Below are 17,959 nucleotides of genomic sequence, written 5' to 3'. Positions count from 1 at the left end.
CAGACGAGCTTTAGCGCCTGCCGCGGCATCCGCCAAGGATACCCTCGCGTGCCCTTGCGCCACTGGCTGTCTCGGCGGCGCCCGATGGCACACCCAAGGGCACGAGCGGTGGCAATGTCCGCGTTGACCGTCGCGCGGCTGGCGAAGGGTGGCTCCTATTGTCCGGCTGGTTTTCCTCCGGCTGCCGGCCGCTATGCAGCGTTGAAACGTCTTGTGCCGACCAGGCCTTGATCGATGCCTGGATCCTTGATGGCAAAGGCGGCTCTCCGCCCGCATGTCGGTGGTGGCCGGAAAGGCGAAGCAGAATGGCTGGAGGGCCAATGGGCCAGGCAATCGCTCGTCGGTGATCCCGAGTTCAAGGCGATCGTAAAGCGGCAACGCACCGCATGTGAGAGATGTGTGACCGCGCCCTGAGGGCGCGGTCGACCTTCGTCCGGTTGGCCGACCGTGCCGCGGAGCGTCACTTCATCGTGTAGACGTCGATGCTGAAGTATTTGTCGTTGATTTTCTTGTAGGTGCCGTCAGCGCGAATCTCGTCGAGCGCCTTGTTGATTTTCTCGCGCAGATCGTTGTCTTCCTGGCGGACGGCAATGCCGACACCATCGCCGACGAACTTCTTGTCGGTGATCGGTTCGCCGATGAGCTCGCAGCAGCCCTTGCCATCCGCGTTCTTTGTGACCCAATCGAGCAGCGGCAGCATGTCGCCGACCTGGAGATCGAGACGACCATTGACCATGTCGAGATTGGCCTCGTCCTGGGTCGGATAGAGCTTGATCTCGGCATCGGGATAGGTCGCGGTGATGTACTCGGCCTGGGTGGTGCCGGACTGCGCGCCGATCACCTTGCCCTTGAGCGCTTCGTTGCTGAACTCCGTGATGCCCGAGCCCTTTGGCGCGGCATGCGTCATCGCGGCAAGATAATAGGGATTGGTGAAGGCAACCTGCTTCTTGCGTTCCTCGGTGATGAACATCGAGGCGATGATCAGGTCGTATTTCTTGGCGAGCAGGCCGGGAATGATGCCGTCCCAATCCTGGGCCACCACTTCGCACTCGACCTTCATGCGCTCGCAGAGCGCAAGCCCGACATCGACATCGAAGCCGCTGATCTTGCCGGCGGGATCGATGAAGTTGAAGGGAGGATAGGCGCCTTCGGTACCGATCTTGATCTTCTCCGCCGCCTGAGCCGACGAGGCTATTGCCGCCATGATGGCGAGTACAGCTGCTGCAATCTGCTTCTTCATTCGCGTTCCCCTTGTTTGCATCATTCTTGATGCTTTCCGGGGAAGACTATGCTGCCGAGGTCTATAAGCGAAATAGATAGGCGCGATAACCGGTATTGTTTTGGTTGATTGTCACCTTCAGCGTGGCGTCACTTGTAGCGACCGTGGCCCTGAAGCACCTCGATCTTGTAGCCGTCGGGATCGACCAGGAAGAAGAAGCGGGCAAGCAGGGTGCCATCACGGTTGAAGGCGACGATCTTGCCAGGGTTGAGGCCCGCATCGGTGGTGCGTTGATGCTCGGCATCGAGATCGGCGACCGAGAATGCAAGATGGCCATAGCCGTCGCCGAGTGCATAGGGCTCGGTTCGATCCTTGTTGACCGTCAGCTCGAGTTCGAAGTCGCTCTCCTCATTGCTGAGATAGATGAGGGTAAAGGTCTCGAAGTCCAGTCTTTCGGCGACCTCAAGCCCGAAGGCCAAACGATAAAAATCGACTGACTTCTTTTCGTCGAGAACGCGGATCATCGAATGGATTGCCTTGGCCATCATTGTTTCCTTTGGCGTTGAATGCGGGCGGGATAGCAGGAACACGCTCGGTGAAGCCGGCTTGCGCGGGAGCTGCGATCAGGCCCTCGCCTGCCGCTTCTTCAATTGTTGCTCGCGGAAGAAGATGAAGAGGCCCGAGGCGACGATCAATGCCGCCCCGATGATCACCGTCGCACGAGGTGTGTCGCCGAAGAAGATCCAGCCGAAGACCACGGCCCAAAAAAGCAGCGTGTATTGCAAGGGCACGACCGTCGCAGCATCGGCAAGCTTGAGCGAGCGGTTGACCAGCATATGCGCAAGCATTGCGACGACGCCGAGCATGCCGAGTTGCAGCAGCGCTTCGCCGCCAACCGGCGCCCAGCCGGAAGGATTGGCTGCGACCCCGACGAGCGAGAAGATCAATGCGCCGACGATCTGCCAGAAGACGAGGGTGGTGTCCGGTGTCGAGCGCAGTGTGCGGCCAAGCATCAGCGCGAAGGCGAAGGCGGTGCTGCCTGCAAGCGCGATCAATGCCGGCAGGCCAAGGCTTTCCTGGGAAGGTTCGAGCGCGATCAAGACACCGGCGAATCCGATGAGGATCGCCGTCCATCGCCGCCAGCCGACCTTTTCGCCGAGCAGGAACGGCGAGGCGGCAGCGACATAGATCGGCGCAGCCAGCCAGTAGGTCATGGTGTCGGCAAGCGGCATATAGGCGACCGCGAAATAAAAAGCGGAGGCATCGATCGCAAAAAGCAGCGAGCGAAGCGCCTGCAGTCCGGGCCGCTCGACCTGGAACATCGAGCGCAACCCGCGCCTGAGAATGAAGGGCGCGAGGAACAAAAGGGCCGCAATGCTGCGGATCACCATCAACTGGCTGACGGAATAGGTCGCGACCAGCCATTTCCCCATAACGTCGTTCAGCGAGAACATCAGCATGCCGAGCAGCATGATGAGGACGCCGGTCCGGGCGGCATTCGGGGCGGTTACGGGGGCGGTGATCACAGTCATGTTGAGGCCTTCAGCAAGTTGCGCACGCCATGACACATTCCGACCCCTCGATCCATTGCCGTCTGCATATGGAACGATAAGTTTTGCGAATGAATCGGTTTGGGCGTTCAGGCGCCGAACCAAGACACCGCTCTGTAACAACCGTTTGTTGATCGCAGCGACAGACGCCCCCTTGACGTTCGCCGGCACGCTGCTAAGTAAAAAGACGCTCCCGCCCTTAAGACATCAGACGCGGGAGGAACACTGGTGCCGGGCCCCTCTGGCGAGAGTTTTTACGGCGCTCTCGTGATGTCGGTACCGCCAGCAAATTAGCCGGCGGATTAGCTCCAATGAAAACTGATCTCATGCCTCACGCATGTGCCCCTTCGGCTGTGCGCATTTCCGTTTTGAAACCAAATTTCTTCACCGAATCCCGCGTTGTTCGCGCGAAGGAGGCTCGTCGATGACACAGCCTCAATCGCACGCGAGCGCGCTCGGCTATTTCAAATGGGCCTTCATCTTCACGGCGGTCGGGCTTGTGCTCGGCGCCTGGCTCGGCTGGCAGTCGACCGGAACCGTCGGTGGGATGGTCTCGGTCTTCTTCATCTGCACCGTGCTTGCGGTGCTGGAGATCTCGTTGTCCTTCGACAACGCGATCGTCAATGCCAACAAACTCAAGGACATGACGCCCGAGTGGCAGCATCGCTTCCTGACCTGGGGTATCATCATCGCGGTTTTCGGCATGCGCATCGTCTTCCCGCTGTTGATCGTCGTCATCGCGGCGAAGATCGGCCCGATCGAAGCGATCGTTCTCGCCGCAAGCAAGCCCGAGGAATATGCGCGCATCATGAACGACGCGCATCTGCCGATCGCCGCCTTCGGCGGTACCTTCCTGATGATGGTCGGTCTGACCTACTTCTTCGACCATGAGAAGGACGTGCACTGGATCAAATGGGTCGAGAGCAAGATGGCGCGGTTTGCGACCATCAAGGGCATCGAGATCGCTTTCGTTCTGGCACTCATCCTCGGCTTTTCGACCCTGCTCGACCCGGCGGAGGTTCACACCTTCGTCTATTCGGCGATCTACGGTCTGTTGACGTTCCTCGTGGTGGAGGTGGTCGGCGGCCTGCTCGACGCCTCACAGGAAACCATGAGTGCAGCGGCAAAGGGCGGCTTCGGTGCCTTCCTCTACCTCGAAGTGCTTGATGCCAGCTTCTCGTTCGACGGCGTCATCGGCGCCTTCGCGCTGACGCAGAACCTCTTCGTCATCGCGATTGGCCTCGGTATCGGCGCCATGTATGTGCGCTCCATGACGATCATGCTGGTGGAAAAGGGTACGCTCAGCGAATACCGCTACCTGGAACACGGCGCATTCTACGCGATCCTGATCCTTTCGGTGGTCATGTACTTCCAGACCCTGATCCACATTCCGGAGGTGATCACCGGCCTCGGTGGGGCTGCCCTCATCGGCATCTCGCTCTGGTCGTCGATCCGCTACAACAGGCGCGAACGCGAAATGGAACAGGCGGAAACGGCGGATTCTCAGCAGAGACTGCGCGCCTGATAACGTCTCACGAGGGTGAAAACGGACCCGGCGGACACGTCCGCCGGTGTTTTTTCCAGTAGCGCGCGCTGCTACCTCCAGCGAGGTGTTGGTGACTCAATATAGTTCATCTCTCACGATAATTTGCTCACCATGCGACTACTGATTGAATTCAACACTCTGCCGTTGGGCGCAATCAGGCCTTGTTGCCGCTGCAATGCGAAGCCATCCCGCGACATGGATGCAAATGCTGGCTTATTGTTCCCCAGATGGAGGGCGGAGAACGAAACATTCGTTGCAAACAGCGAAGTGGCATTGCGGGCGGCTATGGCACGGCTGCTCGGTTGCGGCCGCGATTTTGGGCGGTGCGCCCCGCCTCCTATGCTCATTGCCCCCTGGTGATCGGGAAGTTCGAAGCCTCGCACGACGGCCCCAAAGCCTTTCGCTCCGACTGTTGCATGCGCCACAGGCCCTGCCGGCCGCAAAGGTCAAGGAGTTCGATGCCTTCCGGCGGCGCCAACCGGTAGCAGGGGGATGCCCAAAGCAGTGCGTACAGCTCCGACCCGGAACTATGACATCCTGTTGAATTTGTCCTGAAATGGCGGTGGCCGAGTGGAAGATCCTCACCTGAGGTTTGCAAGCCAGCCGGAACGGCGAAGGCTGCGGACGCAGAAGGAGGGAGAGGGGGAAGGGGGCATTCGCGGCGGGTTGCGGTTGTTGGAGAGAGGCTCCGGCCAGCCCGCTACGGAGAAACGATATGGCACAGGCCATCCAGAAAATCACTCTCAACGCCGGGCGTGACATTCCCTTCAACAAACTCGTTCTCAGCCAGCACAACGTGCGCAAGACCAAGGCGGGCGTATCGATCGAGGAGCTTGCCGAAGACATTGCCCATCGCGGACTGCTGACAAGCCTCAACGTCCGTGCCGAAGTTGACAGCGACGGCAAAGAGACCGGCATCTACCGTATTCCGGCGGGCGGCCGTCGCTACCGTGCGCTGGAACTGCTGGTCAACCAGAAGAAGCTGTCCGAGACCGCCGGAATACCCTGCATCGTCAGCAAGGGCGAAACCCTGGAAGTCGAGGATTCGCTTGCCGAGAACGTCAAGCGCCTCGATCTCCATCCTCTGGATGAATTTCGCGGTATGATGGCGCTGCGCGAGCAGGGGCTTGACGAGGAAGAGATCGCCGCCCGCTTCCACATCTCGGTTGCGACGGTGAAGCAGCGGCTGCGACTGGCCTCCGTCTCGCCGCGCCTGCTCGAATTCTATGCCAATGACGAGATGAAGCTCGGCCAGGTCATGGCATTTTCGATCACCAATGACCACGTCCGGCAGGAGCAAATTTGGGACGCGATCTCACGATCCCATAATCAGGACGCCTATTATATCCGCCGGATGCTGACCGAAACCGCGGTCCGGGCATCGGATCGACGCGCCGTGTATGTCGGCATCAGCGCCTATGAAGCCGCCGGCGGCGCGGTGATGCGCGACCTGTTCGATGAGGACAACGGCGGATGGCTTCAGGACCCAGCTCTGCTCGAACAGCTCGTGCTTGAAAAACTGAGCGCCGAGGCCCAAGCACTGAAGACCGACGAGGGCTGGAAATGGGTCGATGCCGCCCTTGACTTTCCTTATGGCCACACGTCCGGCCTTCGCCGCTTCTACGGTGAACGGATCGAGTACACCGAGGAGGAGCTTGTGCGCCATGATGCCCTGAAGGCGGAATATGACAAGCTCGATGCCGAATATGCGGCGGCGGAAGATTATTCCGAGGAAACCGAAGCCCGGCTTGAGGAACTCGGTAACGCGTTGGATGCCCTGAACGATCGGCCTTATGTCTTCGACAGGCAAGAGGTCGCCCGCGGTGGCGCCTTCATCTCGCTTGGTGTCAATGGTGAGCTGAATATCCAACGCGGGTTCGTCCGGCCCGAAGATGAACCTATGGTCGAGACGGATGGCGGCGAGGCCGATGATCGCGACGACAACGGCAGAAGCGGTGACGGTGTCGTTGCGGCTCCTGCAACAGGCGGGGTCTCGATCAACGGCAAGCCTGTCGGTATCGAGGAATCGGAGGAAGATGACGGGAAAATTCGCCCGCTCTCCGACCGCCTCATCGAGGATCTGACAGCCGCCCGTACTGTCGCGCTCAGGAATGCGCTTGCCAATGATCCGGTGATGGCCTTTGTGGCCGCCCTGCACGTGTTCGTCCTGAAAACCTTCTACAGACGCGGGTCGGACTCGTGCCTGGAGATCACCGCGCAGCAGACCGCTTTCAGCCAGACGCAGGGCCTCGGCGATACGGTCTGGGCGAAGGAGATCGGTGAGCGGCAGGAGTCCTGGGGCCATGATCTTCCCGGCAATGCCGACGAAGTCTGGGACTATCTGATCGCCCTCGACGAGGCGAGCCGCATGGCGCTTTTTGCTCATTGCGTCTCGCTGTCGCTGAACGCCACGGTCCAGGCCTGGAACCGGCGCTCGCGGGAAGTCGCCCATGCGAAGCAGCTTGCCCAGTCGATCGGCTTCAGCATGGTCGAGACAGGCTGGACGCCGACGGTGGACAACTATCTCGGCCGCGTCACGAAGGCGCATATCCTGCAAGCTGTCCGCGAGGCGAAAGGCGAACAGTCGGCGCAGCTCATCGATCACCTCAAGAAGCCCGACATGGCGCGTGAGGCCGCCCGGCTGCTGGAAGGCAGTGGATGGCTCCCTGAAGTGCTGCGGCTCCCGGTCGACGAGACCCCGGTCGAGGTCGCTTCTGTCCCTGTAGCGGATGCGGACGGGATTATCGATGACAATGCCGGGGAAAGTGCTGGCATCAAATTGCCGGCCTTCCTGCCGGAAGGCGCGGATGCCGAAAAGGCATCCATCGATCGTGCGGAGGGCGACGGCCCGCATCGCGAAGCGGCGGAATAATTGCTGCCAAACCCATTGCTCAATCGGAGGCCCGGCCATCGTGTCGGGCCTTTCTGATTTCTGAACGTTGGAGACAAAGCATGTCTTGCCGGGGAGGGGCGGCTGTCCGCGGGAGGAGGAAGAGAGGGGCCGGAGGAGGGGCGAAGCCGGGCGATGGAGAGAGGGTTGCCCGGTCTGATCCCTGTCGCCTCTCTGGAGGACAAATCGATGTCGACATCCGCGATTGCACCCCAAAGCGCCACCATCGTCCCCGAAGAGCGTCGCCAGGAATTCCTGCCGACCCTGTTCGGACGTTCACTCCTGATCGTCGCCGAGAACACGGTCTATAGCCTCATGGAGCGGCTGAGCCCGCTCGACTATGGCGGCGGCTTCTGGAATTTCTACGAACACGAGGGCAAGCCGCTGTTCCTCGCTCCGCAATCCAAATCGCGGTTTCGGATCACCGGCGAGATCACCGGATTTCAGGGGGAGGTGTCCGCAGAGGCCGCCGGCATCATCGCCACGCTGTTCGCCTTCTCCCATCTCTCCTTCCAGTATCAGTCCCAACATCTCTCTGAAGGCTACGGCCGTCTCTACGCCTATTCCGCCGACCATCCGGAAGCTGCCGAGATATTCCAAGCGATCGATTGAGAAACAAATACGCCCCACTCTCGGGTGGCGCGCCTGAGCGTCCCGCCTGCTTGCCGCATCGGACAGACGCTTCGGCGGCGAGCCATCTTCCACCCCACCAGCCCGGTTATCGCGCAAGCGATCAGCCGGGCTTCTTCGTTTCAGGAGATTTTAGCATGAACACCATCATTTCCAGCCCGCGGCCGGTCTCGTCCGGCTTCAAGGTCGATATTTCCCGCGGCGAACGCATTGGCCGCGTCTCGTCCGAATGGTTCTCCCGCCCCGCCGATGAGCGCTACCTGTCGCTTTCCGATCTTCATCGCGCGGTCAGCGCCAGAACCGATCGCGCCCGTGTTCGAACCGTCGAAAGCGCGGAGATCCGCGTGGAAGCCACCCGTGACAATGCCGAGCGTCTCGCCTTGATTGTTCCCGGCGGGCGTGAGCCGATTGCGCCGACGCATTGGAGCTACGGTCAGCTTTGCAGCCTGGTCGGTGCGCCTGCGAGCTATATGCGGCAACTGCCGGCACCTCTGGCGGCGATCAATCTTCAGCACGGGCTCCTGAACAACAACGCCGAACTGGTCAAAACACTGGAGATGGATGACGGCCGTCTCGAGCTCCGGGCGGTGACCGGCCCCGAATATGGGCGCATCTGGGATAAGGATCTGGTTGCCGCCGTGATGAGCATCGCCGGCAACGGAACCGGCGACACGATCTGGAAGGTCCCGGGCGTGCTCGACTGGTCGACCATGACCCACAATCCGTTCGTCGATATCACGAAAGATACGACCACGCTCTATGCCAGCGACCGCGATGTGTTCCTGTTCCTCGTCGACGACACCCACCCGATCGAGGCTGGTCGCCTGCCGAATGGGGAGCCGGATCTCTACTTCCGCGGGTTCTATGCCTGGAACTCCGAGGTCGGGTCCAAGACGCTCGGCATCGCGTCGTTCTATCTCAGGGCGGTTTGTGCCAATCGCAATTTGTGGGGCACCGAAAATTTCGAGGAAATTACCATCCGGCACTCGAAGTTCGCGGCGCAACGTTTTGCCCATGAAGCCGCCCCGGCGTTGACGAACTTCGCCAATTCCTCGCCCGCGCCGTTCATCGCCGGCATTCGCGCCGCCCGTGAACGGGTGGTTGCGCGAAATGACGAGGATCGCTCGGATTTCCTGCGCAAGCGCGGCTTCTCCAAGGCCGAAACCAGCAAGATCATCGAGACGGTGCTTTCCGAAGAAGGGAGGCCACCGGAGAGCATCTTCGATTTTGTCCAGGGCATCACAGCGCTTGCCCGCGGAAAGGCCCATCAGGACACGCGGCTCGAACTGGAAGGCAAGGCCCGAAAGCTGCTTGAACGCGCGGCCTGACTACGGTCTTCGCGGCGGAATCTCTCCTTCGTTCCGATGAAAACCCGGCCATCGCGCCGGGTTTTCGCGTTCACGCAAAGGCAATCCCATGTTCAAGACCGAAGCACTCTCTCCCATGCAGAGCGGCCGCCTGAACGCCGCCCTGGACAGGCAGTACCGATTTGACGGCGTCGTCAAATCGCTTCGCTCCCATATAGAGGAACTGGCGACGGCAGGTCCGCTGGAGCTGACCGAAGGGGATGGAATGATCGATTATTCCCGGACGCACTTCAATCGGCTCGCCTCCTACAAGGCCCAGGACGCCTATATCGCGCGTCTCAAGGCGAAGCGATATTTCTACGTCAACGGATGGGCGGTTCCGAAGCTGGTCTATGACGCGATCAGACGTTGATCTCGGCGTTTTGCTCGGCCGCAACATCGGAATTTTGCATCGGCGCATCATGCTCGCCGGATCTCTCCTCGGCGCCGACCTGATCGCCAGCAGCTTTCAGGTCGATTTTTCCCCAAATCGAATGTTCTTTTCGGGACAGGCGACGCCGATTTTTGATCTCGACGACGAACGGTTTCTTTTCAGGCTTCATGATGGTCCGATTGAAAAAGGCAGATAATGGCGCAGGTGTTCTTATTCGTCTCGCCCTGTCAACGCCCCGCAACTCCGTGTTCCCGTATCAAGGAAGTCGCGGCATCTCGCCCTCGGCCACCCTCCAGACCCAAGGTGCGATCTCCGGCCTCGCGTCGATCATATCGGTGAGTGCCTGCTCGTATTCATCCCCGGCGCTTGCCGGCACGATGAACATCGCAACGGGCGCGGGTTTCTGTTCCGGCAATGTCACCGACACGATCGGCGCATCGCGGGGTAGATCGAAACGCAGGCCCTTGACGCTCTTTCGCTTGAGGTGGCTGAGTTTTTCCAAAAGCCGTAACTCGTGGATATCCTCGAATGGCAGCCAATGCTCGTTGACCACCATCAGGGAGACCTCTTCGACCGACGCGATGCCGGCGGTCGAAATGCCGAAGGTGGCAATGACCATCAGATGGAACGCCTCGTTCGATCGCCACAACTCCAGTTCGGTCTCATAGCGGGCTGCGAGACGCCGCCAGGCGCCATCCTCGATCATCAGCGGGAAGGGCAGATGCCGTACGACAATCTTGTGTCCCTCGCGGGCTGCGGAAAACTCCTTCACCTCGGCGACGATCATCATCAGCTTGCGCGGTCCCGAACCTGTCGCTTGCACACCCTTGAGCGCGGCGGCGCGCCGGGCAGCAATCCCGTCCTTGTCCTCGGCGTGAAAAACCTCAGGAACGAAGAGCATGTCGCTCAACGGACCGCCCCTTGCGGTCATCTGCGAGGCGGCATTGATGAGGCTGGTGCGCACCCGGCCCCAGCCGCGCCGGCCCGCCCATGTCGAGCGCCAGTCCGTCAGTTCGCCCGCCTCCCAGAGATAATGCAGCATCGCCCTGAGCGACAGCTTCTTGGGCTCGCTGCGGACGCTTGGCTCCGCTGCTTCAGCCGGTGCGCCTGGCGCCGATCGTGGCCCGCGTTTTGTCAGGGAAAAATCCAGCTTCAGGTCGGCCTTGCCGCTGGCATCGATCTGGATCGCATTGCCGATCAGGGGACCGAGACCGGAAAGTTCGTAGGGCGGCTCATAGGAGGCGCACGCAGGATCGTGGTCGCGCCCCGAAAGCGGCATGCGCTTGATAAGATACTGATCCTCCAGGCGCGCGATATACATCGCAACCGGGGGCTCCTTGCACATGCACATCGGCCGAAGCCTCTGCTCATAGGCATGCGGAAGCAGCGCCCGAAACTCCTGCGAGGATTCGTCCAGCGTCTGATCGCCGATCGTGAAGTTTCGCACTTTGGTTCTCCCCTTGCTTTCAGCTGAAGGTACACGGGTAGCGTCCATTTTACTATCAAAAAACAGATAGTAAAAAACCTATAGCGTTGCAGATTTGTGCCCTTCGGGGTTGGTCGCGGAGACCGCCGTCGGCGCGCGCCGGAGGAACGCAGCTCGGCTAAAACCCAATGGGCCGGGGTGAACGGCGTCGTCGATGACGACATCCGTGTTTCGCGTTCGGCGTGGCGAGGCTGATCGGGATCGGTTCCTCGCCCGCGCCGGAAAACTCAGGCATCTGGGCACTCCGGCCCGTCAGCCGACGTTAGCTCAATGCGCTAGCATTTCGTCGACGATCTGTTTGCCGTTCAGACGTGACGGATAGTAGGTCGGCCAGTTGGTGACTTCCTTCAGCAGGGCGGCACGGTCATTGCCCCAATAGAGGTGGTAATGGCCCGCTTTCTCCGGCGCGATGATGTGGTCACTGAACTGGATGAACTGCGGCGCGGTACCATCACCACCGGTCTTCTTGAAGACGTAGCGGACACCGCGATTGCCCTTCTTGTAGGTGAGGATTTCATGGCCGTCCGTTTCATAGTTTCCGCTGATAGACTCTTTTCCGCGGAAGAGCGTGACGTTGCTGCCCTCGATGACGATCCGATCGACGTCGGTCATATATCCAGCGTCGTAATAGGCGCGATATTCGTCGGCGCTCTTGCCGCCGTGTTTTGCTTTGTCCGCCATGACCGGGTCCAGCGTCCCATCGACCAGATAGGGATAGACGGACTGCCAATCGCCGTCCCAATCCGAAAGCGCGCGCGGCTTTACCTGATCGTCCTCGAAATACCCTTCGTACACAAACCCTTTGGCACCATGGGAATGGCTATGGGCGTGATCATGCCCCGATGATGTTTGGGCGCCCGACGTCCCCTCGGAAAGAGCCTGTCCCGCGAAAAGAAGTGCTGACGAAACACTGAGTGCGTAGCCGAGTCTTTTGATCATCTTCTGCATTCTTTGGAGCCTTTTCGGTTATCCGGTTTCGGGTCATGTTTGGTGATGGATATGTAATAACATTACAGAGGTCGGTTATCCTGCTTTCGGTGGCGACGCAAGAGCCGTTCGGCCGCGCGATACCGCGAGCCATTACGGTCGGACGCGCCGCCCCGGGAGGTGAGAGGAGGGCCGCATTGGGGGAGGGCCGACCAAAGCGAGCGAGTGAGAGAGCCTCGTCCCGTCCGGGCCCCTGGGATCGTCATCGGAGTTGAAGGCCCGAACGATCATGTGGCGCCGGACGGCAAGGAGTTCCCCACTTCACGATCGTCTCTGTGCCGACCGGTCGAAGCTCAGGTTCTTCATTTCAGCATCCGAGGAAAGAGCGCGGATCCTCTCTCGCCTCGTCGAACGGCATCCCATCGTCCATGACACTGCACGGGGGTGATCGCCATGCTGTCCGCTTCTCAATTGGCCGATCGTCTCGCGCGCGACGCCGAGGCCGTCTGCCGTTACTACCTCTCCGCCGGCCATCGGGCCGGCAACTACTGGATCGTCGGCGATGTCGCCAACAGCAAGGGCAAGTCGCTCTATGTCCATCTCTCCGGCCCGCGCGCTGGGCGGTGGACAGATGCAGCAACCTGTCAATATGGCGATCTGCTCGACCTCGTTCGAGAAACCTGCGGCTTGGTGGACTTCCGTGATGTCGCAGAGGAGGCGCGCCGTTTCCTAAGCCTCCCCGATCCGGCGTCGTCCCGCAGGGGCGACGCCCACACCGAGCCGCCGGTCGATAGACCGGCAGGCGAACGGGCAAAGCGCCTGTTCCGCATGACGCAGCCGCTCGCCGGCACGCTTGCCGACCGGTATCTGCGTCAGCGCGCCATCCCGCGGGCCTCCGTGCATCCGGCCCTGCGGTTCCATCCGTCCTGCTACTACCGGGACCTCGTCACCGGCAGCACGTCGAGCTATCCGGCCCTGATCGCCGCCGTGACCAATCCCTCCGGCGCGATCACCGGCGTCCATCGCACTTATCTCGGGTCCTCTGGGCTCGATCCGGACGGCGTCGGCAAGGCGAAGGTCGAGGATCCCCGCCGCGCTCTTGGCAATCTGCTCGGCAACGCAGTGCGCTTCCGTTTCCCGGTCCATGGCCCCGTTCCGGTGATGGTCGCCGGCGAGGGGCTCGAGAGCATTCTGTCCCTCTCGCATGTGATGCCGGGCATGCCGATGGTCTCGGCGCTGACCGCAAATCACCTCGCCGCCTTCCGCTTGCCCGATGGATGCCTGCGCCTTTACATCGGTGCCGACGCCGATGCCGCAGGTCGACACGCTATCGAGGGACTGAGCCGCCGTGCGCAGGCGCTCGGGGTCCTGCCGCTTGTGCTCGCCCCGGAACTCGGCGACTTCAACGAGGACCTGCGCCGGCTCGGGCCCGAGCGGCTCATTTGGCATGTGAGAGCCCAGCTCGCACCGGAAGACGCTCTGGCCTTTCTGCCCTCGTGATGCGGCTGGACGGGAAGGCGGGAGCGGGTGTGGCGCCGCGTGGCAGGGAAGACCGGTCCAAACCGGTCGCCGATCGTGTGGCGCGCGCCCACGGGCCTGCCGAGAGGCGACCCTTACCATGCGGCGGTCGGGCCTTCAGCGGGTCAGTCGGGTTTCTTCCCCTGCCGGGCCGCAAAGCGGCCCGTCATTCCTCGCGAGTCAAGAAACCCTTCTTCCGCCGCCCGGCGCTTCGCTGGGCCGCGGCGCTCAAGCGCCGCGGTTCCGCCCCGCCACCGCATGGAGAGGGATCGCCGTCAGGCCGCGAGAGGCGCGGCCGCAACCGACGGAGACCATCATGAACCTTACCCTCCCCCTCGACGACGCCTTCGAACCCCACCATGCGTCTTCCCCGACCGACCGTTTCATCTACGAGATGCAGATCTACGGCCATCGCCCCTTCCAGGACGAGCCGGACCCGAGGCCGCTGCCCGAAGAGCCGGTTGTCCAGTCGGCGCTGACCGCGGTCTTCGACGCCATGTTCGAGATGCTTGGCGACACGCGGCTGGAGCCCGATCTCGAAGACCTGCTCTGGTCGACGGTCAACCTCTTCCACCGCGCCGGCGAGCGCATACAGCGCGAGCTTCAACGCAACGAGGATGCGCAGCGCGCCGGGCAGAGCGAGCAGGACGGCTCGGAGGTGAAAAGCGTCGAGCTTGAGCGTCTGATCGCCGAGGGTGTCACGCTCCTCGAGCGCCGCAACGCCTTCGAGTTCATGCGCGACTATGCAGCCGATCTCTTCGAAGCCCAGACCGGATCCGCGTGGCGGCCGCGGACAGGCTCCAAGGTCAGCCATGCCAACATGACCGCGGCGATGATCGACAGCCGCGACTTTATTTCCGCCCGCCGTCGCGCCGAGACCGAGGTGCTGATCCCGGCCGGCACGAAGATCGCCTTCGGTGGCGGCATCGACTACAACGATCACGAACGGATCTGGGCGAAACTCGATCAGGCCCTGGCAAAACATCCTGATATGGTGCTGCTGCATGGCGGCTCCCCGAAGGGTGCAGAGCGCATCGCCGCCTCTTGGGCCGAGGCGCGCAAGGTGACGCAGATCGCCTTCAAACCGAACTGGACGAAGCACGCCAAGGCGGCACCTTTTCGGCGTAACGACGACATGCTCTCGGTCATTCCATCAGGCGTCGTCATCTTTCCCGGCTCTGGCATCACCGGCAATCTAGCCGATAAGGCTCGCCGACTCGGCATCCCGGTCTGGCAGGCTGCAGGAGATGGCGCGTAAGCGCCGTTTTCCCTCTGTTCTTGCGCCGTCTTTCCTCTATCACTGGGGACGACGAACCCGACCGTCGGGTTCGTCGCGCGCGCTGGAAACCCGCCGCGCGAAGCGCGGCCGGCCGCGAGCGGCTGGCACGGTGCCTGAATAGAGGTATTGCAATCCGCGTTACGAAATTGTATATACACTCGCAGCACAGGAGCGAGCCATGGCTACGACAACTCCCCGGAAGGAAACACCCGTCTCAATGCGATTCCGCGACGATGACCTGATGATCATCGATCGTGGCGCGGAATTACTCGGCCTTTCACGCACTGAGTTTATGCGCCGCGCCGCGTTGCACGAGGCGCAGGCGGCGATTGTCAACGAAACTGTCATCCGCCTCTCGCCCGACGCCTATGATGCCTTCATGCAGGCGATCTCCGCCCCGCCGGCCGCTCCTCCGCCGAAGGCGGCTGAGCGGCTGCGCCGGTCAGCGCCTTGGGAACGCTAGGTGGCGCTTTCAGGGATCGAACTCCTCGATGACACGCACCGGCTCGAGGCATTTGACTGCGGCAAGCCGGCCCTCAATGCGTGGCTGACCGGCTTTGCGCGGACCAATCAGGCGCGCGGCTTCACCCGTGTTCTCGTCGTTCACGACGACGGCGCCGTTATCGGCTATTACGGGATCGCACCAAGCGTGATCCAGCCAAACAGCGCGCCGCGTGCGATCCGCACCGGGCGTCCTCCGGACCCCATTCCTTGCCTCCTCATTGGACAGCTTGCGGTCGATCAGCATTACGCCGGACAAGGTATCGGCAGCGGACTGGTCAAGGATGCGCTGCGCCGCTGTATCGCTGGAGCCGAGATCGTCGGCGGCCGTGCCGCTGTCGTCCGGGCGATCGATGCTGAAGCCGAACGCTATTGGCAGGGTTGGGGCTTCATCGGTTCCCGGGACAATCCATCGATCCTCATGCGCTCCATTCAGGACCTCCGCCTTTGGCTGGCGGACGCGACGCACTAGATTCTCGGGTGGCGCTGGCACGAGCGAGCCAGCTTATAGCGACCAGACCTCCTACGAGCATTACGAGCGAATGCGAGCCGGTGGAGATCCTCGACGCGGCCATCGTGTCTCCGAGATGCCAGAAGAACACAAGGAACGTTTCGCCGCTGCGATCGACCGGCTGGCGAACGGCGAGGGGTTATGACGCCGAGCCTTGAGCTCCTGCCAGCGCGAACCCACCGACGTCAAGTGATGCCAGCCCAATTGCTTAGGACGGACGGATCGGAGCAGGCGGATGTCTGTCGAGGTGACTGCGGTAGCGATGGCCAAGGTCTTTCTCCTGCGTCATCTGTCGTTCAACATAGGTCATGTGTCGCAAGCAGTTTCAAGGTTCGAACGGTGCAGCCGGCGACTTCGCCGGACCGGGCACTATGTCACTAGCACCCCCTGTCTCGCAGGCTGCAGGAGATGGCGCTAAGTGCCATTTTCTTGCAAATCTGGAAAAGATGGATATTATGGAGAACGACAAAGGAGTATGACCATGCGTCAGTTCACGACAGGCGATCTCAACAAGCAGGTGGGCGATGTCACCGACGCCGCGAGCCGCGAACCCGTCGTTCTCACCAAGCACCGGAAACCTCGCTTCGTGCTGATGAGCTATGAGTATTACGAGCGGATGCGCACCGGCGGCGATCCGCGCAGCGCCCATCGCGCTTCGGATATGCCGGAGGAACATAAGGAACTCTTCGCCGCGGAGATCGAGCGGCTCGCGCGCGGCGAGGGGTATGATGATGAGTCGTGAGTTCCTGCCCGGTCAGGTGATTGTCTATCCCTATCTCTGGGCGTGGCAGCACGAGCGCGGCGAAACCGAAGGCCGGAAGACCCGGCCGACCTGCGTCGTGGTCGCTGTCGTGGCGCGAATGACGGACTCATCCATCTGGCGCTTCTCGCGATCACGACCCAACCGCCGCAGCCCGATCGGATCGCCTTGGAAGTTTCCGATATCGAGTGCCGGCGGGCGGGCCTCAGCGACTTCAAGCGCTGCTGGATCGTTGTCGACGAATACAATTACGATGTCGCCGAACGATCCTGGTACATCGAGCCGGACGAACCAGCGCTTGGACGGTTCAGCAAGGTCTTCATGATGAGGATTGCCGCAGCCTTTGGCGAGGCGTCGCGCAAATCGGGACGACGCGTCAATCGGACGGAGTAAGCGAACGCCGGCCCCACAATTGCGTAGGGCCGACGGATCGGAGCATGCGAGCGTCTGTCAAGGCGACAGCGATTGTGCCGAGACGGGACGTGGCAAGATCGCCTTGGTCGATCTCCGCACCGGCCAGTGCATCGAGATATCGCGGTGCTGTTGGTGGTAACCGCGATCGTCTCGACGTGCAGGCGAGTGAGGCCGCGCCCTTCCGCCTCACGACAAGAGATGCCCTCGTCATGCCGGCCGGAGTCGCCGTCTCTCCACACGGCGCGAGACGCTTGCATTTCTTAAAAATTGTGTACACATTTCCCGCTGAAAACGGAGCCTCGCCATGCCTCAATCCCCGCAGCAGACATCAACGCCCCGCCGCGTCGGCGTGCGGGAATTTCGCGGCAACCTGACGTCCTTCCTCAAGCAGGTCGAAGACGGGCAGAGGTTCGTCCTGACGTCCCATCATAAGGTCGTTGCGGAAATCGGCCCGCCGTCGTCAGACGTCGTCATACGGAAGCCAGGTGCATTGCGCGGAAAGATCAAAGTTGCCGATGACTTCGACAGCCTGCCGGCGGATATTCTAAAGTCCATGGAAGATGGGACGTGAGGCTGCTGCTCGATACGCATGCCTTGTTGTGGTGGCTGAACGACGACGAGAAGCTCGGGGATCATGCGCGAGGCCTTATCGGCGATCCTGAGAACGACGTCCTCGTCAGTGCGGTCTCCCTTGGGAAATCACCGTGAAGCTGCGGATCGGCAAACTTGATGCCGATATAGAAGAGATTCTTGCGATCTTGCCGAGTCAGGGCTTCGATCGGCTGGATATCACAGATGCGCATCTTATCGCTCTTAGGGCTCTTCCGCTTCATCACCGTGATCCCTTCGATCATCTTCTCATGGCGCAGGCTATGGCGGAGGGAGCGCATTTCGTTTCCCAGGATCAGAATGTCGCACTCTATGGCATTCCGTTCGTGACTTGCGCGGATCCTGTTGTCTCGTGATCTCCGACCGGCTTGGTTCCGCT

General features: G+C 61.3%; 17 protein-coding genes and 2 pseudogenes. 13 read left to right on the top strand and 6 right to left on the bottom strand.

The features are described 5' to 3' along the window. Positions 1-460: 460 nt before the first annotated feature. The 3 genes from BHMPCIPO_RS27980 to BHMPCIPO_RS27970 all read right to left on the bottom strand — a co-directional run bounded on the left by BHMPCIPO_RS27980 (position 461) and on the right by BHMPCIPO_RS27970 (position 2,751). The gene (locus BHMPCIPO_RS27980; protein ID WP_173519969.1) at positions 461-1,240 is read right to left on the bottom strand and encodes an ABC transporter substrate-binding protein; all 780 of its coding nucleotides are present in this window, start codon (positions 1,238-1,240) and stop codon (positions 461-463) included. A 128-nt stretch (positions 1,241-1,368) separates the two neighbouring features. After that, the gene (locus tag BHMPCIPO_RS27975) at positions 1,369-1,764 is read right to left on the bottom strand and encodes a VOC family protein (protein ID WP_173519968.1); all 396 of its coding nucleotides are present in this window, start codon (positions 1,762-1,764) and stop codon (positions 1,369-1,371) included. A 78-nt stretch (positions 1,765-1,842) separates the two neighbouring features. After that, positions 1,843-2,751 carry a DMT family transporter gene (locus BHMPCIPO_RS27970; protein WP_173519967.1) on the bottom strand — a complete coding sequence of 303 codons (909 nt, stop codon included), beginning with the start codon at positions 2,749-2,751 and terminating at the stop codon, positions 1,843-1,845. Positions 2,752-3,193: 442 nt separating this feature from the next. Here BHMPCIPO_RS27970 and BHMPCIPO_RS27965 point away from each other — a divergent pair, with 442 nt between their 5' ends. The 5 genes from BHMPCIPO_RS27965 to BHMPCIPO_RS27945 all read left to right on the top strand — a co-directional run bounded on the left by BHMPCIPO_RS27965 (position 3,194) and on the right by BHMPCIPO_RS27945 (position 9,554). Beyond that, positions 3,194-4,294, top strand: coding sequence for a DUF475 domain-containing protein (locus BHMPCIPO_RS27965; protein WP_173519966.1), 1,101 nt, complete (start codon positions 3,194-3,196; stop codon positions 4,292-4,294). A gap of 736 nt (positions 4,295-5,030) precedes the next feature. Then, a complete protein-coding gene (locus BHMPCIPO_RS27960; RefSeq protein ID WP_173519965.1) occupies positions 5,031-7,187 on the top strand; it encodes a ParB/RepB/Spo0J family partition protein in 2,157 nt (718 codons plus the stop codon). Positions 7,188-7,394: 207 nt separating this feature from the next. Continuing rightward, positions 7,395-7,817 (top strand): antirestriction protein, encoded by a 423-nt coding sequence (locus tag BHMPCIPO_RS27955; RefSeq protein WP_173519964.1) that lies wholly within the window; start codon positions 7,395-7,397, stop codon positions 7,815-7,817. A 155-nt stretch (positions 7,818-7,972) separates the two neighbouring features. Then, a complete protein-coding gene (locus BHMPCIPO_RS27950; RefSeq protein WP_173519963.1) occupies positions 7,973-9,163 on the top strand; it encodes a DUF932 domain-containing protein in 1,191 nt (396 codons plus the stop codon). An 88-nt stretch (positions 9,164-9,251) separates the two neighbouring features. Next, a complete protein-coding gene (locus tag BHMPCIPO_RS27945) occupies positions 9,252-9,554 on the top strand; it encodes a hypothetical protein (RefSeq protein ID WP_173519962.1) in 303 nt (100 codons plus the stop codon). Here BHMPCIPO_RS27945 and BHMPCIPO_RS27940 read toward each other — a convergent pair. The 3 genes from BHMPCIPO_RS27940 to BHMPCIPO_RS27930 form a co-directional block, all read right to left on the bottom strand. After that, complete coding sequence (locus tag BHMPCIPO_RS27940) at positions 9,544-9,744, bottom strand: hypothetical protein (protein ID WP_173519961.1); 201 nt, start codon at positions 9,742-9,744, stop codon at positions 9,544-9,546. The genes BHMPCIPO_RS27945 and BHMPCIPO_RS27940 overlap by 11 nt on opposite strands. Positions 9,745-9,831: 87 nt before the next feature. Next, positions 9,832-11,022: a DUF1173 domain-containing protein gene (locus BHMPCIPO_RS27935; RefSeq protein ID WP_173519960.1), complete on the bottom strand. Its 1,191-nt coding sequence runs from the start codon at positions 11,020-11,022 to the stop codon at positions 9,832-9,834. Between the two features lie 306 nt (positions 11,023-11,328). After that, complete coding sequence (locus tag BHMPCIPO_RS27930; protein WP_173519959.1) at positions 11,329-12,009, bottom strand: ZinT family metal-binding protein; 681 nt, start codon at positions 12,007-12,009, stop codon at positions 11,329-11,331. A gap of 432 nt (positions 12,010-12,441) precedes the next feature. Here BHMPCIPO_RS27930 and BHMPCIPO_RS27925 point away from each other — a divergent pair, with 432 nt between their 5' ends. The 8 genes and pseudogenes from BHMPCIPO_RS27925 to BHMPCIPO_RS27885 all read left to right on the top strand — a co-directional run bounded on the left by BHMPCIPO_RS27925 (position 12,442) and on the right by BHMPCIPO_RS27885 (position 17,936). Beyond that, positions 12,442-13,488 (top strand): DUF7146 domain-containing protein, encoded by a 1,047-nt coding sequence (locus BHMPCIPO_RS27925; RefSeq protein ID WP_173519958.1) that lies wholly within the window; start codon positions 12,442-12,444, stop codon positions 13,486-13,488. Between the two features lie 334 nt (positions 13,489-13,822). Then, positions 13,823-14,764, top strand: a complete 942-nt coding sequence (locus tag BHMPCIPO_RS27920) for a DUF2493 domain-containing protein (RefSeq protein WP_173519957.1) — start codon at positions 13,823-13,825, stop codon at positions 14,762-14,764. Positions 14,765-14,963: 199 nt separating this feature from the next. Next, entirely contained in the window at positions 14,964-15,248 is a 285-nt protein-coding gene (locus BHMPCIPO_RS27915; protein WP_173519956.1) for a type II toxin-antitoxin system TacA family antitoxin, read from the top strand. Next, positions 15,249-15,758, top strand: coding sequence for a GNAT family N-acetyltransferase (locus BHMPCIPO_RS27910; RefSeq protein WP_173519955.1), 510 nt, complete (start codon positions 15,249-15,251; stop codon positions 15,756-15,758). Between the two features lie 520 nt (positions 15,759-16,278). After that, positions 16,279-16,539: a type II toxin-antitoxin system prevent-host-death family antitoxin gene (locus BHMPCIPO_RS27905; protein WP_173519954.1), complete on the top strand. Its 261-nt coding sequence runs from the start codon at positions 16,279-16,281 to the stop codon at positions 16,537-16,539. Beyond that, positions 16,529-16,950 (top strand): annotated as a pseudogene (locus BHMPCIPO_RS27900) (hypothetical protein). Before BHMPCIPO_RS27905 ends, BHMPCIPO_RS27900 begins: the two are co-directional and overlap by 11 nt. A 325-nt stretch (positions 16,951-17,275) precedes the next feature. Further along, positions 17,276-17,542 carry a type II toxin-antitoxin system Phd/YefM family antitoxin gene (locus tag BHMPCIPO_RS27895; RefSeq protein WP_173519953.1) on the top strand — a complete coding sequence of 89 codons (267 nt, stop codon included), beginning with the start codon at positions 17,276-17,278 and terminating at the stop codon, positions 17,540-17,542. Continuing rightward, positions 17,539-17,936 (top strand): annotated as a pseudogene (locus BHMPCIPO_RS27885) (type II toxin-antitoxin system VapC family toxin). The gene BHMPCIPO_RS27895 and the pseudogene BHMPCIPO_RS27885 overlap by 4 nt, the downstream one beginning before the upstream one ends. The last annotated feature ends 23 nt before the right edge of the window (positions 17,937-17,959 follow it).

It is taken from the genome of Ensifer sesbaniae, from assembly GCF_013283665.1.
In the GTDB taxonomy this organism is placed as follows: Bacteria; Pseudomonadota; Alphaproteobacteria; order Rhizobiales; family Rhizobiaceae; genus Ensifer; species Ensifer sesbaniae.
Note: the sequence above shows the minus strand (reverse complement) of the source record. Positions and strands in the feature narration are given on the sequence as shown.